The 14111-nt window shown below is 67.7% G+C and carries 17 protein-coding genes; 13 read left to right on the top strand and 4 right to left on the bottom strand.

All coding sequences use genetic code 11. The annotated features are described in order from the left end of the window. On the bottom strand, nucleotides 1-801 hold an 801-nt coding region (locus tag JX613_RS10170), incomplete at its 3' end, for a LysR substrate-binding domain-containing protein (RefSeq protein ID WP_207101345.1). Between the two features lie 90 nt (nucleotides 802-891). Here JX613_RS10170 and pcaD point away from each other — a divergent pair. From pcaD to JX613_RS10145, 5 genes are all read left to right on the top strand, one after another. Continuing rightward, a complete protein-coding gene (pcaD, locus tag JX613_RS10165) occupies nucleotides 892-1677 on the top strand; it encodes a 3-oxoadipate enol-lactonase (protein WP_207101344.1) in 786 nt (261 codons plus the stop codon). Further along, nucleotides 1674-2057, top strand: a complete 384-nt coding sequence (pcaC, locus tag JX613_RS10160; RefSeq protein ID WP_207101343.1) for a 4-carboxymuconolactone decarboxylase — start codon at nucleotides 1674-1676, stop codon at nucleotides 2055-2057. Before pcaD ends, pcaC begins: the two co-directional genes overlap by 4 nt. Beyond that, complete coding sequence (gene pcaH, locus JX613_RS10155) at nucleotides 2054-2782, top strand: protocatechuate 3,4-dioxygenase subunit beta (protein ID WP_207101342.1); 729 nt, start codon at nucleotides 2054-2056, stop codon at nucleotides 2780-2782. The genes pcaC and pcaH overlap by 4 nt, the downstream gene beginning before the upstream one ends. Nucleotide 2783: 1 nt before the next feature. Beyond that, the gene (gene pcaG / locus JX613_RS10150; protein WP_207101341.1) at nucleotides 2784-3383 is read left to right on the top strand and encodes a protocatechuate 3,4-dioxygenase subunit alpha; all 600 of its coding nucleotides are present in this window, start codon (nucleotides 2784-2786) and stop codon (nucleotides 3381-3383) included. Between the two features lie 66 nt (nucleotides 3384-3449). Next, nucleotides 3450-4502 carry a 3-carboxy-cis,cis-muconate cycloisomerase gene (locus JX613_RS10145; RefSeq protein ID WP_207101340.1) on the top strand — a complete coding sequence of 351 codons (1053 nt, stop codon included), beginning with the start codon at nucleotides 3450-3452 and terminating at the stop codon, nucleotides 4500-4502. Between the two features lie 30 nt (nucleotides 4503-4532). On the opposite strand, the gene JX613_RS10140 is transcribed toward JX613_RS10145, so the two are convergent. Beyond that, nucleotides 4533-5795, bottom strand: a complete 1263-nt coding sequence (locus JX613_RS10140) for an MFS transporter (RefSeq protein ID WP_207101339.1) — start codon at nucleotides 5793-5795, stop codon at nucleotides 4533-4535. 163 nt (nucleotides 5796-5958) lie between these two features. Continuing rightward, the gene (locus tag JX613_RS10135) at nucleotides 5959-6798 is read right to left on the bottom strand and encodes a 3-oxoadipate:acetyl-CoA acetyltransferase (protein ID WP_207101338.1); all 840 of its coding nucleotides are present in this window, start codon (nucleotides 6796-6798) and stop codon (nucleotides 5959-5961) included. 203 nt (nucleotides 6799-7001) lie between these two features. On the opposite strand from JX613_RS10135, the gene JX613_RS10130 reads away from it, so the two are divergent. Genes JX613_RS10130 through JX613_RS10095 form a run of 8 tightly spaced genes read left to right on the top strand, consistent with a single transcriptional unit; the run spans nucleotide 7002 to nucleotide 13148 of the window. Next, nucleotides 7002-7664: an amino acid ABC transporter permease gene (locus JX613_RS10130; protein WP_207101337.1), complete on the top strand. Its 663-nt coding sequence runs from the start codon at nucleotides 7002-7004 to the stop codon at nucleotides 7662-7664. 11 nt (nucleotides 7665-7675) lie between these two features. Further along, a complete protein-coding gene (locus JX613_RS10125) occupies nucleotides 7676-8326 on the top strand; it encodes an amino acid ABC transporter permease (RefSeq protein ID WP_207101336.1) in 651 nt (216 codons plus the stop codon). A 26-nt stretch (nucleotides 8327-8352) separates the two neighbouring features. Beyond that, nucleotides 8353-9162 carry a transporter substrate-binding domain-containing protein gene (locus JX613_RS10120; RefSeq protein WP_207101335.1) on the top strand — a complete coding sequence of 270 codons (810 nt, stop codon included), beginning with the start codon at nucleotides 8353-8355 and terminating at the stop codon, nucleotides 9160-9162. Nucleotides 9163-9202: 40 nt separating this feature from the next. Continuing rightward, nucleotides 9203-10021 carry a transporter substrate-binding domain-containing protein gene (locus JX613_RS10115; RefSeq protein WP_207101334.1) on the top strand — a complete coding sequence of 273 codons (819 nt, stop codon included), beginning with the start codon at nucleotides 9203-9205 and terminating at the stop codon, nucleotides 10019-10021. A gap of 56 nt (nucleotides 10022-10077) precedes the next feature. Beyond that, nucleotides 10078-10524, top strand: coding sequence for a type II 3-dehydroquinate dehydratase (gene aroQ / locus JX613_RS10110; RefSeq protein ID WP_207101333.1), 447 nt, complete (start codon nucleotides 10078-10080; stop codon nucleotides 10522-10524). After that, the gene (locus JX613_RS10105) at nucleotides 10521-11567 is read left to right on the top strand and encodes a Gfo/Idh/MocA family protein (RefSeq protein WP_207101332.1); all 1047 of its coding nucleotides are present in this window, start codon (nucleotides 10521-10523) and stop codon (nucleotides 11565-11567) included. The genes aroQ and JX613_RS10105 overlap by 4 nt, the downstream gene beginning before the upstream one ends. Next, nucleotides 11564-12307 carry an amino acid ABC transporter ATP-binding protein gene (locus JX613_RS10100; RefSeq protein ID WP_207101331.1) on the top strand — a complete coding sequence of 248 codons (744 nt, stop codon included), beginning with the start codon at nucleotides 11564-11566 and terminating at the stop codon, nucleotides 12305-12307. Before JX613_RS10105 ends, JX613_RS10100 begins: the two co-directional genes overlap by 4 nt. Nucleotides 12308-12314: 7 nt before the next feature. After that, on the top strand, nucleotides 12315-13148 hold the full coding sequence (locus tag JX613_RS10095) for a shikimate dehydrogenase family protein (RefSeq protein ID WP_207101330.1): 834 nt from the start codon (nucleotides 12315-12317) through the stop codon (nucleotides 13146-13148). A gap of 34 nt (nucleotides 13149-13182) precedes the next feature. Here the strand turns inward: JX613_RS10095 and JX613_RS10090 are convergent, their stop codons facing one another. Next, on the bottom strand, nucleotides 13183-14109 hold the full coding sequence (locus tag JX613_RS10090; RefSeq protein WP_207101329.1) for a LysR family transcriptional regulator: 927 nt from the start codon (nucleotides 14107-14109) through the stop codon (nucleotides 13183-13185). Nucleotides 14110-14111: the final 2 nt, after the last annotated feature.

The raw sequence follows: 14111 nt of genomic DNA, 5'->3' as shown, positions 1-14111 counted from the left end.
GTTGCGGATCGGCAGAACCACCAGCGCGCCCGCCTCGATCTCGGGGCGGACCACCCCTTCGGAAATGAACCACACGGCGTCCGACCGCATCACCACCTCCCGCCCAAAGGCAAGGGAGACGTTCTCGAAGGCGGGCTGCGGGTCGGTGATGCCCACGGAATGCAGCCAGCTTCGCACCGATCCCGCGATCATCGCCCCTGCGGGCGGCAGCATCAGCGGATGGCGCGCCAGATCCGCATGGTCCCAATCCCCCCGCAGCAGCGGATGGCCCGCGCGCACCACCGGCACCACGCGTTCCCAGTAAAGGCGCCTGAAGTTCAGCCCCTCGGTATTGCCCGCGGGCGGCATCCGGCCCACGACCAGATCCAGCTGGCCTTCGCGCAGCAGCGACAGCAGCAGCCAGTTCGGCCCGGTCATCACGTCCAAGAGCACGTCCGGGCGGCTTTCCCGGAAGGCCAGCGCCGCGCGCGGCACCAGCCCGGTCGCCGCCGTGGGCAGCACGCCCACATGCAGGCGCGGGCGTTCGGGCGGGGGCGACAGGACCAGCGATTGCGCGCGCTCCAGATCGGCCAGCGCCGCGCCCGCATGGGTCTGATAGACGCGGCCCGCAGGCGTCAGCACCAGCTTGCGCCCCGATCGGTCGAACAGTTGCACCCGCAGGATTTCCTCCAGTTCCCGGATGGTCTTGGACGCGGCGGGCTGGCTGACATGCAGCGCCTCGGCCGCCGCCGACAGGCTGCCCAACCGGGCGGTTTCCAGAAAGCAGCGCAGGTGGCGCAGGCGCAGATGGGAATGCAGCATGGATAACCGTCCGGTTATGATCAGGTTGCATCATTATAATTTTCATCCCCTGCCCTGTCATGCGATAACCTGCGCCAAGGGGGGGACAGAATGCAGACCATTTCCACACACGGCATCACCCTGCACATCCGCGACGACGGCCCGAAGGATGGCCGCGTGGTGATGCTGGCCAATTCGCTGGGCACCGACCTGCGTGTCTGGGACGCGCTGCTGCCGCTGCTGCCCGCCGGGCTGCGGATCATCCGTTACGACAAGCGCGGCCACGGGCTGTCGGACGCCACGCCCGCGCCCTATACCCTTGACCAGCTTGTCGCGGATGCGGAAGGTGTCTGCGACGGCCTTGGTCTGAAGGACATCACCTTCGTGGGCCTGTCCATCGGCGGGCTGATCGGCCAGGGGCTTGCGGCGAAACGCCCCGATCTGGTCCGCGCACTGGTGCTGATGGACACGGCGGCCAAGATCGGCACCCCCGCCATGTGGCAGGACCGCATCAACACGATCAACGCGGGCGGGGTCGCGGCCCTGGCAGATCCGATCCTGGAACGCTGGTTCACGCCCGGTTTCCGCGCCACGAACCCCGAATTCGCGCTGTGGCGCAACATGCTGACCCGCACATCCGTCGCGGGCTATACCGGCTGCTGCGCGGCCATCGCGGGGGCGGATCTAACCGACAGCACCCGCGCGCTGCGCCTGCCGGTGCTGGCGATGGCGGGCGACCGGGACGGATCGACCCCGCCCGACCTGGTGCGCGCGACCGCCGACCTGTGTGGCGCCGCGTTCCACGTCATCCCCGACGCGGGCCATATCCCCTGTGTCGAACAGCCCGCAGCCACCGCCAAACTGCTGACCGATTTTCTGGAAAGGACCGCCCCATGACCGACCGCCATGCGCAAGGAATGCAGACCCGCCGCGCGGTGCTGGGCGATGCCCATGTGGACCGGGCCGAGGCCGCGAAATCCGACCTGGACCGGCCCTTCCAGGATCTGATCACCGAATCCGCCTGGGGCACCGTCTGGTCGTCCGACGCGATCACGAAACGCGAACGGTCCATGCTGACCCTGGCCCTGCTGGCCGCGACCGGCAATTTCGAGGAAATCCCCATGCATGTCCGGGCCACCGCCCGCACCGGCGCCACCAAGCGCGACGTGATGGAGGCTTTCCAGCACGTCGCCATCTATGCCGGCGTGCCGCGCGCGAACCACGCCATCAAGCTGGCGAAACAAACCTATGCCGAAATGGAGGCGGCATCCGAATGACCGATCTTGGCCCGCTGATCCCGCGCAACCGCGAGATGCATCCCGAACCCTATTGGCCCGACTACAAGACATCCGTCGCGCGGTCCCCGAACCAGCCGCTTCTGTCGCTGGAATCCGGGCCCTCCGAGGAAACCGGCCCGACCTTCGGCCATTCCCGCTTTGGCGCGCTGGACAACAACCTGATCCTGAACTGGACCAAGGGCGCCGCCCCCGCCGTGGGCGAACGCATCCTGATGCACGGGCGCGTCCTGGACGAAAACAACCGCGCGGTCCCCAACACCCTTGTGGAAATCTGGCAGGCCAATGCGGGCGGGCGTTACCGCCACAAGAAGGACACCTATCTGGCCCCGCTGGATCCGAACTTCGGCGGCTGCGGGCGGACGCTGACGGATGAAAACGGATACTATCAGTTCCTGACCATCCGTCCCGGCGCCTATCCCTGGCCGAACCGCGGCAACGACTGGCGGCCGATGCATATCCACATCTCGGTCTTCGGCCACAGCTTCGGCCAGCGCCTGATCACCCAGATGTATTTCGAGGGCGACCCGCTGATCCCGCTGTGCCCGATCGCCGCCACGATCCGCAACCGGTCCCAGCTTGACCGGCTGGTGGCGCCGCTGGACATGGCGCATTCGCGGCGGCTGGATTTCCTGGCCTACAAGTTCGACATCGTGCTGCGGGGCCGCCGCCAGACCATGTTCGAGAACAAGCTGGAAGGAATGTGAGATGGTGCAACCGCTGGATCATCAACCCGAGACGCCCTCGCAGACCGCAGGGCCCTATGTCCATATCGGCCTGATGCCGACCTATGCGGGCAATGCCGGGTATTACGATCAGGAGATCGGGGTCTCCCCCATTTCCGACGGCGCGCAGGGCGAGGTCATCGAGATCGTCGGATCGGTCTATGACGGCACCGGCTGGGCCTTGCGCGACGCGCTGATCGAAAGCTGGCAGGCCGATAGCGCGGGCAAGTTCCCCGGCCAGGACGGCGCGGACCCCGCCGTCAGCGGCCATTGCCGTTTCGCCGCCGACGCGGTGACGGGGGAATTCACGCTGCGCACCGTCAAGCCGGGCCGCGTTCCGTCGCGCTATGGCCGGGCCTTTGCGCCGCACATCTCGCTGTGGGTGGTGGCGCGCGGGATCAACATCGGCCTGCAGACCCGCATCTATTTCGAGGATGAGGACAACGAGGGCGACCCCCTGCTGTCCCGGATCGAGCAGCGCCCGCGCGTGGACACGCTGATCGCCAGAAAGATCGGCGACGGGAAATACCGCTTCGACATCCGCCTGCAGGGCGAGGGCGAGACGGTGTTCCTGGACATCTGACCGCCGGATTTGACCAAAGCGGCGCGGGGGCCACCCTCGCGCCGCTTTCGCATGGAAGGACAGGACATGACCGACGTTTTCGACCATCCCTGGCTGGGCGGACTGTTCGCCGATCCCGACATGGCCGCGCTGTGGTCGCCGGATGCGCAACTGGCCGGAATGCGCGCTTTCGAGGCCGCCTTCAGCCGCGCGCTTGGCCGGGCGGGGCTGGCCGACCGGGCCGAAGAGGCCGCGCGGGCCATCGAGGGCATGGGCTTCGACATGGATGACCTGCGGGCGGGGACCGCGCAGGACGGCGTGGTCGTGCCGCGCCTGGTGCGCCAGATGAAGGCGCAGGCAGGCGATGCCGCGGGGGCGGTCCACAAGGGCGCGACCTCGCAGGACGTGATCGATACGGCGACCGCGCTGGCGATGCGCGACACGCTGGCGCTGGTGGATCGGCGGCTGGCCGACCTGACCGCCGCGCTGGAGGGGCTGGCCGCGCGCTTCGGCGCCCGCCCGCTGATGGGCCGCACCCGGATGCAGGCCGCGACCGAAATCACCGTGGCCGACCGCATCGCGCCCTGGCTTTTGCCGCTGGCGGACCACCGCGCCCGCATCGCGCAGGCGCGGCCCCGCATCGCGCGGCTGCAACTGGGCGGCGCCTCGGGCGACCGCGCGGATCTGGGGGCCAAGGCGGATGCCGTGGCGGCGGACATGGCGGCGGCGCTTAGGCTGGAAAACCCCGCCCGCGCCTGGCACGCGATGCGCGACGGGGTGGCGGAATTCGCGGGCCTTCTGTCGCTGGTCACGGGCACCCTGGGCAAGATGGGGCAGGACGTGGCCCTGATGGCGCAGCAGGGGATCGCAGAGATCGAACTGTCGGGCGGCGGCACGTCCTCGGCCATGGCGCACAAGCAGAACCCGGTTTTGGCCGAATTGCTGGTGACGCTGGCGCGGTTCAACGCGGGGCAGCTTGCCCTGATCCATCAGGCGCTGGTCCACGAACAGGAACGGTCGGGTGCGGCTTGGGCGCTGGAATGGATGGTGCTGCCGCCCATGGCGCAGGCCACGGGGCGCGCGCTGGCGGCGGCGGTCACGCTGGCCGGTCAGGTCAGGCGGATCGGCACCCCCGAATAGGAAAGGGGCGCTTTTCGCGCCCCTTCCTTGTCACAGCTTCTGGCGGATCACGGTTGACTGCGCCAGCGCCAGCGCGCCCAGCAGGCCCACCGCCGCGAAGACATAGAAGCCCCAGGGATGGCCCAGTCCCATCGACACCAGCGTGCCGCCGACCAGCGGCCCGGCGATGGCCCCCATGCGTCCGACCCCCGCCGCCACGCCAAGCGCCGTCGCCCGCACCCCCGGCGGATAGTTGGACGCCACGAAGGCATAGACCAGCACCTGCGCCGAAAACACGAAGCAGCCCGTCAGGAACACCATCGGATAAAGCAGCACCGGCCCCATGCGGATCGACAGCACCGCCAGCAGCACCGCCCCGCACAGGAACCAGGCCACCGCGGCCAGTTTCAGCCCGACCCGGTCGCCCACCTGGCCCGCCACCAGAAGCCCGGCGATCGCGCCCGCGTTCAGCAGCAGCAGCAGCCACAGCCCGCCCGTCAGGCTGTATCCCGCCGTCACCATCAGCTTGGGCAGCCAGGTGTTCAGGCCATAGACCAGCAGCAGCCCCATGAAGGATGTCACGCAGATCGCGATGGAATTGCGCAGGAACGCGCCCCGGAACAGGGTGGGCAGGGAGGCGCGCTCCTCGGGGACGGGGCTGGCCTCGGGCAGGACCAGGCCGTAACGGCTGGCGATGGCCTCGGCCTCGGCACGCCGGCCGGTGGCCAGCAGGAAGGACGGCGATTCGGGCAGGGTGCGATACATGACCGGCGCCAGGATGAAGCCCGGGATGGCGCCGATGATGAACATCGCGTGCCAGCCAAGCGTCGGCAGCACCAGAAGCCCCAACAGCGCGGTCGAGACCGCCCCCACGTGATAACCCGTCATCACCGTGGTCGAGGCCTTGCCCGCCCGCCCGCGCGAGAATTCCGTCACCATGGCGATGGCGGTGGGCAGGCAGCCCCCCAAGCCGAAGCCCGCCAGGAAGCGGAAGATGCCAAGCTGGACATAGCTCTGCGCAAAGGCGCAGGCCAGCGTCAGCGCGGAAAAGACCAGAACGGCGAAGATCATCACCTTGCGCCGGCCCAGCCAGTCGGTGGCGATCCCGATGGACAGCGCGCCCAGCGTCATGCCCACAAGGCTGATGGTGGACACGAAGGTCGCCTGCGCGGGCGTCATCCAGGGCATGTCGCCCCCGGTCAGCGTGGGGATCAGCGCCCCCAGCACGACCAGGTCGAAGCCGTCCAGGACAACGGCGATCCAGCACAGGATCGCCACGGTCCGCGCCGCAGTGCTTTGAGAGGTGGGTATCACGTTTGTCTCCTTCCCAGTGGGGACGGCGACAGGTTCCCACCGTGGCTACGATCCGTAACGCGTCCTCATCCCCTGCGCGGGGCTTACCACGCCCCGGCCCTGCGGCAAAGCGCCACGCTTAGCCTGGGGCATGATATTTGCATGTCGCCCCATGTCTTGCCGGTTATGCGTCCGGCATCCGCAGCCCCAGGATCCGCCGCGCCTGCTGCCATGTCGCGACAGGACGGCCATGCTTCTCGGCGATCCCGGCCGCGCGGCGGACCAGCGCGGCGTTGGACGGCGCCAAGGTGTCGCGGTCCAGGCGCACGTTGTCCTCAAGCCCCGTGCGGGCGTGGCCGCCCGCGCCGATGGCCCATTCGTTCAGCACGATCTGGTTCGGCCCGATCCCCGCCGCGCACCAGGGCGCGTCCGCGCCGAACAGCCGCTTCACGGTGTGGATGTAATAGTCGAACACCTCGCGGTCGGCGGGCATGGCGTTTTTCACGCCCATCACGAACTGCACATAGGGCCGGTCCTTGATCTGGCCCGCCTTCCACATCTGATGGGCCTTGAGGATGTGGGACAGGTCGAAAGCCTCGATTTCCGGCTTCACGTCATGGGCCAGCATTTCGGCGGCCAGCCAGTCCACCAGATCGGGCGGGTTCTCATAGACACGGGTCGGGAAGTTGTTGGACCCTACCGACAGGGACGCCATGTCGGGCCGCAGGGGCAGCATCCCGCCCCGCGCCCGGCCGGCCCCCGACCGCCCGCCGGTGGACAGTTGCACGATCAGGCCGGGACAGTGCTTTTCCAGCCCTTCCTTCAGGCGCGCGAAGCGGTCGGGGTCGCTGGTGGGCTTGCCCTCGTCGTCGCGGACATGGCAGTGGGCGATGGTGGCGCCGGCCTCGAAGGCCTCCTGCGTGGACTCGATCTGTTCGGAAATCGTGATCGGCACGGCGGGGTTGTTGTCCTTGGTCGGCAGCGATCCGGTGATCGCCACGCAGATGATGCAGGGATTGGTCATGGCCGGTCCTTTCGCAGCATGGGGTGCCATGATCGGCCAAAAACCACGCGCCCGCCAGACGGGAACAAGACCTGCCCCCCGAAAGCAAATTAACATCATGTTATGAAAATTCGGGGTTTGGTATTTGACGGAACGCCCGTCCCGGTCCAGTTTCCCTTGAAAGGGCAACGCCTGAATCATGCCACCTGGGGAGGGGGGGAACCATGAACCTTGACTTCGGCGTCGTCTGGACGCGCTGGCCCGAATTGCTGGCGGGTCTTGGCGGCACGCTGTTCCTGGCGGTTTCCGGCATGATCCTGGCGCTGGTGATCGGCGTCATCGGCGTGGCGATCCGCCGGTCGAACAGCCGCATCGGACAGGCCCTGGTGATCGCCTTCGTGGAACTGATCCGCAACACGCCCTTCCTGGTGCAGATCTTCTTCATCTTCTTCGCCCTGCCGCTGGCGGGCGTCCGGCTGAACCCCACCACCACCGCCATCATCGCGCTTGGCGTGAACGGCGGCGCCTATGCGATCGAGATCATCCGCGGCGGCGTCGAAAGCATCCCCAAGGGCCAGACCGAGGCGGGCCTGGCCCTGGGCCTGCGCCAGGGCGAGATCTTTCGCAAGATCATCCTGAAACCCGCGCTGCGCGCCGTGTTCCCCTCGCTTGCCAGCCAGTTCATCCTGCTGACGCTGACGACCTCCATCGCCACCTCGATTTCCGCCTTCGAGCTGACAAGCGTGGCGCAGCGGATCGACGGCGACACCTTCCGCAGCTTCGAGGTCTATTTCACCATCACCGCGATGTATCTGGCGCTGTCCTGGCTGGTGATGTCGCTGTTCGCGCTGATATCCCGCGCGGCCTTCACCTATCCCACGCGCTGAAGGAACCGGACATGGCATCCATCGGAACCCCCGAACTGCTGTTCCTGCTGCGCGGCCTGGGCTGGACGCTGGCGCTGACCGCCATCGGCTTCGTGGGCGGCATCGCCTTCGGCCTGGTCGTGGCGCTGGTGCGCGTGTCCCGCCGCCGCTGGCTGCGCACCATCGCCGCCGCCTGGATCGCCATCTTCCAGGGCACGCCCCTGCTGATGCAGCTTTTCGTCGTCTATTTCGGCCTGCCGCTGCTGGGGCTGGAACCGCCTGCCTGGGGCGCGGTCGCCATCGCGCTGACCGCCCACGCATCCGCCTATCTGGGAGAAATCTGGCGCGGCGCCATCCAGGCCGTGCCCCTGGGGCAATCCGAGGCCGCGCACGCCCTGGGCATCAAGTATCGCAGCCTGATGCGCGACATCATCCTGCCCCAGGCGTTCCGGCTGTCGCTGCCCGCCACCATCGGCTTTCTGGTGCAACTGCTGAAAGGCACCTCGCTGGCGGCCATAGTGGGCTTCATCGAGCTGACCCGGGCGGGGCAGATCGTGTCGAACCAGACCTTCAAGCCGCTGATCGTCTTCGGCATCGTGGGGCTACTCTATTTCCTGCTGTGCTGGCCCTTGTCGCTGTGGGGCGGGCGGATGGAACGTCGCCTGGCCCGCGACCGCCGCTGAACCACATGTCCATGGGAGGAAAAGACATGCTTCGGAAACTGACCCTGGCCGCCGCCGCGCTGGCGCTGAGCATCGGTGCCGCCGACGCCCGCAGCCTTGAGGAAGCCAAGGCATCCGGCACGCTGATCGTCGGCATCCAGGCCGACAACTGCCCCTGGGGCTGCCTGGGCAGCACGGGCGAGGCGCAGGGCTTCGACGCCGCTGTTGCCCGCGCCTTCGCCGAACACCTGGGGCTGAAGGCCGAGTTCGTGCCCATGGCCGTGGCAAACCGCATCCCCGCCCTGACCACCGACAAGGTGGACGTGCTGATCGCGTCCCTGGGCATCACCGCCGAACGCGCGCAATCGGTGCAGTTCAGTCAGCCTTACGCGGAAAACACGCTGTTCGTGACGGCCCCGAAATCGACCGACCTGCCCGATCTGGCCGCGCTGGCGGGCCGGTCGGTCGGCGTTCCCCGGTCCACGCCGATGGACACGATCCTGACCGCCGAGGCCCCGTCCGACACCACCATCCAGCGGTTCGACGACGACGCGGCCAATATCCAGGCCCTCGTGTCCCGCCAGGTCGAGGCGGTCGGATCGAACCAGTTCTACATCCAGCGCCTGGAAGCCGCGCGCCCCGGCGAATTCGAGAACAAGTTCCCCATCGGCGCGCTGTTCCAGGGCATCGCCTCGCGCCTTGGGGAAAGCGACTGGAACAGCGCCGCGAATGATTTTCTGGACGGCTTCATCGGCAGCGAGGCCTTCAACGCCGCCTATGCCGAATGGCTGCAGGTGCCGGTCCCGGACCTGCCCGAAACCATCGACGGCGTCAGCTTCACCGTGGCGCAACAATAAGCTTTAAAGGACCACAGGTCCGCATTCAGGGAGGATAACCATGCTGAACTTCACCCGCATCGCCGCCGCCGGCGTCCTGGCGCTTGCCGCGCTCAGCGCCGCCCCCGCCGACGCCCGCTCGGTCGAGGAGGCCAAGGCCTCGGGCACCATCCGCATCGGCATCCAGGGCGACAACTGCCCCTGGGGCTGCATCAATTCCGCCGGGCAGGCCGACGGATACGACGCCGCCATGGGCCGCGCCTTCGCCGAATACCTCGGCGTCGAGGCCGAGTTCGTGCCCCTGGCCGTCGCCAACCGCATCCCGGCGCTGACCACCGACAAGGTGGACGTGCTGTTCGCCACCATGGCCATGAACCCGGAACGGGCGCAGTCGATCCAGTTCTCGGTCCCCTATGCCGCGAACCAGATGTCGGTGGTGGGGCCGAAGGACGCCGACATGTCCAGCCCCGACAAGCTGGCCGATTACCGCATCGGCGTGCCCCGGTCCGCCGCGCAGGACACCGCGCTGACGGCGCTTGCGCCGGAAGGCACCAACATCATGCGCTTTGACGACGACGCGGCGACCATCCAGGCGCTGTTGTCGGGCCAGGTCGATGCGGTGGGCGGCAACCAGTTCTACATCACCCGGATCGAGGCAGGCGCGCCCGGCAAATACGAAAACAAGATGCCCCTGACCGCGCTGTACAACGGCGTCGGCACCCGTCTGGGCGAGGCCGACTGGAACCAGACCGTCAACGCCTTCCTGACGGAATTCATGGCGACGGACGAATTCAAGGGCATCTACAACACCTGGATGAACATGGATCCGCCGCAACTGCCCGCGGAAATGGAAGGCGTGCCCTTCACCATCGCCCAGTAAACCAACCGCCCGGCGGCCATCCCGCCGGGCATCCCCTGCCCTGGAAGTGAACACCCATGCCCAAGCTCGTCTATATCCTCAACGGTCCCAACCTGAACCTGCTGGGCAAGCGCCAGCCGCATATCTATGGGTCGGAAACCCTGGCCGATGTGGAACGCGACTGCGCGGCCCTGGCGGCGGACCTGGGGGTTCAGATCCGCTTCCTGCAATCGAACACCGAAGGCCAGATCATCGACTGGATCCACGAGGCGCGCGAGGACGGCGCGGGCATCGTCATCAACCCCGCCGCCTATACCCACACCTCGGTCGCGATCCTGGATGCGCTGAACACCTTCGACGGCCCGGTGATCGAGGTCCATATCTCGAACGTCCACAAGCGCGAGGCGTTCCGCCACCATTCCTATGTCAGCCTGCGCGCGGACGGCGTGATCGCGGGCTGCGGGACCGAAGGATACCGCCTGGCCCTGCGCCGGATCGTGTCGCTGGCGGGACCGGACGCATGACACCCCGCATCGCCGTCATGGGCGCGGGCCTGATCGGCAGGCGGCACGCGATGCATGTCGCGGCGTCGCCTGACGCGGATCTGGCCTGCGTCATCGACCCGCATCCGGTGGGGCGGGACGTGGCGGCGGAATACGGCGCGCCTTGGGCGGCCTCGCTGGACCAGGCGCTGGCGTATCGCCCCGACGGCGTGATCGTGGCGACGCCGAACGGGATGCACATGCAGCACGGTCTGGACTGCATCGCCGCAAACCTGCCCGTGCTGGTCGAAAAGCCGCTCTGCGACAGCGTGGCGGATGCCGAACGGCTGGTGGCGGCGGCGGATGCGGCGGGCGTGCCCTTGCTGACCGGCCATCACCGCCGCCACAACCCGCTGATGCAGCGCGCCAGGCAGATGATCGACGGGGGCGCCATCGGCCGTCCCCTGGTGGCGAACGCGATGTTCTGGGTCCACAAGCCCGACGATTACTTCGACGTGGCCTGGCGGCGCGAAAAGGGCGCGGGGCCGGTTTTTCTGAACCTGATCCACGACATCGACAACCTGCGCTTCCTGCTGGGCGACATCACCGCCGTCACGGCGGCCGAATCGAACGGCGCGCGCGGCCATGCGGTCGAGGATACCTCGGTCATCCTGCTAGAATTCGCCAGCGGCGTCCTGGCCACCGCCAGCGTCTGCGACGCCACCGTCGCCGCCTGGAGCTGGGAGGCCAACAGCGGCGAAAACCCCGCCTATCCGCAGGTGGACCAGGACTGCTACCTGATCGGCGGTACCCATGGCTCGCTGGCATTGCCGTCCCTGACGCTGCGCCGCGCGCAGGGCGAGCGAAGCTGGTATGCGCCGCTGGAAACCAGCCGGGAAAAGGTGCCCGCCGAAGACCCGCTGGCCCGGCAGGTCAGCCAGTTCGCCCGCGTGATCCGGGGCGAGGAAGCGCCGCTGGTGTCGGGCCGCGAGGGGCTGGAAACCCTGCGCGTCATCGAGGCCGTCAAGCAATCCGCCGCCACCGGCACCCGCATCGTCCTTGATCCCGAAGGAGGGAGATCATGACCGAAGACTATCTGATCCGCATGGAAAACGTCGAAAAGTGGTATGGCGCCTTTCATGCCCTGAAGAACGTGAACCTGAACGTCCGGCGCGGCGAAAAGATCGTCCTTTGCGGCCCGTCCGGGTCTGGCAAATCGACGCTGATCCGCTGCATCAACCACCTGGAAACCATCAAGTCCGGCACCATCGTCGTGGACGGGACCAAGCTGGACGACGGCCAGAAGGCCATCGACACCGTGCGCCGAGAGGTCGGCATGGTCTTCCAGCAGTTCAACCTGTTCCCGCACATGACGGTCCTGGAAAACTGCACCCTGGCCCCCATGCGGGTGCGCGGCATCTCCAAGGCGGAAGCCGAGGCGACCGCCCGCAAATACCTGGACCGCGTGCGCATCGGCAACCAGGCGGAAAAATACCCCGCGCAACTGTCCGGCGGCCAGCAGCAGCGCGTGGCCATCGCCCGCGCGCTGTGCATGGAGCCCATCGCCATGCTGTTCGACGAACCGACCAGCGCCCTTGACCCCGAGATGGTCAAGGAGGTTCTGGACACCATGGTGAGCCTGGCCCGCGACGGCATGACGATGATCTGCGTCACGCACGAGATGGGCTTTGCCCGCCAGGTCGCCGACCGGGTGATCTTCATGGCCGATGGCGAGATCCTTGAGGAAAACACCCCCGAGGAATTCTTCCGCGCCCCGAAACACGAACGCGCCCGGAATTTCCTGGGCGAAATCCTGCACCATTGAGGCATTGATGATAAGCGGCACGACCCGGCTGATCGCGCATATCGGCTATCCCACCAGCACCTTCAAGGCGCCGATGATCTATAACCCCTGGTTCGACGCGCGGGGCATCGACGCCGTGGTGGTGCCGATGGGCTGCAAGCCCGAGGATTACGCGGCCTTCCTGCCGCTGGTCTTCCGGCTGTCGAACATCCACGGCGCGCTGATCACCATGCCGCACAAGGTCGCCACCATCGGCCTGGCGGACCGCGTGTCGGTCACGGCCCGGATCGCGGGGGCGGCCAATGCCCTGCGGCTTGGCGTCGATGGCGCGCTGGAAGCCGACATGTTCGACGGCGAGGGGTTTGTGCTTGGCGTCCTGGCCAAGGGGCAGCGGCTGGACGGGATCGGCGCGCTGGTGGTCGGCGCAGGCGGGGTGGGGTCGGCCATCGCGGCCTCGCTGGCGCGTGCGGGCGTGGCGCGGCTGGCGCTGTTCGATCCCAACCCGGCGGCGACGCAAGCCCTGGCGGGGCGGCTGATGGCGGCCTATCCGGCCCTGCGCGTGGAAACCGGCAGCCGCGATCCGGCGGGGTTCGAACTGGTGGTGAACGCATCCCCCCTGGGCATGAACGCGGACGATCCGCTGCCCGTGGACGTGACCCGCATCGACCCCGCAGCCTTCGTGGGCGAGGTGGTGCTGAAGACCGAGATGACGCCCTTTCTGGCCGCCGCCGCCGAGCGCGGCTGCCGATACCAGGTCGGCACCGACATGCTGTTCGAACAGATCCCCGCCTATCTGGATTTCTTCGGCTTCGGCAAGCCCACGGCGGACGAGCTGCGCCGGACGGCGGCGATCAGCTATTGACGGGCGGGTCGCAGGGTGGGGTGAAACCCCACCCTTATCCCGGCGGGCTGCCCCAATCGTCCCGCGCCACCGCCTGCGCCAACTCGCGGCGAAAGCGGTCGATGGCATATTCGGCAAAGCTGGACAATTGCCGCCCCTTGCGGGTCAGCACCCAGGCCGTGATGCCCGCGCTTTCCGCCAGCGGGCGGCGGGTAACGCCGGGCAGATAAACCTCGGCCACGGAAAACTCGTCGATCACCGCGACCCCCAACCCGTGCCGCACCAGGCTGACCACCGTCTGCGCGAACCGCCCCCGCATCGTGTATCGCGGCGTGATCCCGGCATCGCGGAACGGTTTCGCCAAGGCCGCGCCATAAGGGTCGTCGGGATGGACGCCCACGAAATCCTCGGCCGCAAGGTCGTGGACCGAGATCGTGCGCTTGGCCGCCAGGGGATGCCCGTCCGGGACGATGGCGACCAGCCGCCCATGCGCCAGCGGCTCGCAGGACAGGGCGGGGTTCTCCACGGCCGAGGACATGATCACGAATTCGCCCCGGTCCAGCAGCAGGTAGTCGGTCGTCTCCTCGATCTTCAGGATGTTGAGGTCGATGAACAGATCCGGAAACCGCTGCCGCACGCCCCGGATCGCGCGCGCCGCGATGAACTGCGCGATGGACGGGGCGGATGCAAAGGACAGGCGCACATCCTCGCCCTTGCGCAAGGCCCCCACGGCGCCGTTCAGGTTCTCCATCTGGCGGTAGACCTGGTGGATCATCTCGAAGATCGCCTCGGCCTCGGCTGACGGCACGAACAGCCCGCCCTTGCGCTCGAACAGCCGGATCCCCAGCGAACTTTCGGTGTATTTCACCAGCCGCGAAATCCCCGGCGCGCTGACGTTCAAAAGCTTGGCCGCGCCCTGGATGGTGCCCGCCATCATCACGGCGCGGATCACCTCGACCTGGCGCAGGGTCATCTCGCGCATGA

The sequence above is a fragment of the Paracoccus shandongensis genome (assembly GCF_017315735.1).
Taxonomy (GTDB): domain Bacteria; phylum Pseudomonadota; class Alphaproteobacteria; order Rhodobacterales; family Rhodobacteraceae; genus Paracoccus; species Paracoccus shandongensis.
Note: the sequence above shows the minus strand (reverse complement) of the source record. Positions and strands in the feature narration are given on the sequence as shown.

Excerpts from the sequence above, each read along its gene's own strand:
- pcaD (WP_207101344.1), top strand. The coding sequence starts at position 892 with ATGCAGACCATTTCCACACACGGCATCACCCTGCACATCCGCGACGAC.
- pcaC (WP_207101343.1), top strand. The coding sequence starts at position 1,674 with ATGACCGACCGCCATGCGCAAGGAATGCAGACCCGCCGCGCGGTGCTG.
- pcaH (WP_207101342.1), top strand. The coding sequence starts at position 2,054 with ATGACCGATCTTGGCCCGCTGATCCCGCGCAACCGCGAGATGCATCCC.
- pcaG (WP_207101341.1), top strand. The coding sequence starts at position 2,784 with ATGGTGCAACCGCTGGATCATCAACCCGAGACGCCCTCGCAGACCGCA.
- JX613_RS10145 (WP_207101340.1), top strand. The coding sequence starts at position 3,450 with ATGACCGACGTTTTCGACCATCCCTGGCTGGGCGGACTGTTCGCCGAT.
- JX613_RS10135 (WP_207101338.1), bottom strand. The coding sequence starts at position 6,798 with ATGACCAATCCCTGCATCATCTGCGTGGCGATCACCGGATCGCTGCCG.
- JX613_RS10130 (WP_207101337.1), top strand. The coding sequence starts at position 7,002 with ATGAACCTTGACTTCGGCGTCGTCTGGACGCGCTGGCCCGAATTGCTG.
- JX613_RS10125 (WP_207101336.1), top strand. The coding sequence starts at position 7,676 with ATGGCATCCATCGGAACCCCCGAACTGCTGTTCCTGCTGCGCGGCCTG.
- JX613_RS10120 (WP_207101335.1), top strand. The coding sequence starts at position 8,353 with ATGCTTCGGAAACTGACCCTGGCCGCCGCCGCGCTGGCGCTGAGCATC.
- JX613_RS10115 (WP_207101334.1), top strand. The coding sequence starts at position 9,203 with ATGCTGAACTTCACCCGCATCGCCGCCGCCGGCGTCCTGGCGCTTGCC.
- aroQ (WP_207101333.1), top strand. The coding sequence starts at position 10,078 with ATGCCCAAGCTCGTCTATATCCTCAACGGTCCCAACCTGAACCTGCTG.
- JX613_RS10105 (WP_207101332.1), top strand. The coding sequence starts at position 10,521 with ATGACACCCCGCATCGCCGTCATGGGCGCGGGCCTGATCGGCAGGCGG.
- JX613_RS10100 (WP_207101331.1), top strand. The coding sequence starts at position 11,564 with ATGACCGAAGACTATCTGATCCGCATGGAAAACGTCGAAAAGTGGTAT.
- JX613_RS10095 (WP_207101330.1), top strand. The coding sequence starts at position 12,315 with ATGATAAGCGGCACGACCCGGCTGATCGCGCATATCGGCTATCCCACC.
- JX613_RS10090 (WP_207101329.1), bottom strand. The coding sequence starts at position 14,109 with ATGCGCGAGATGACCCTGCGCCAGGTCGAGGTGATCCGCGCCGTGATG.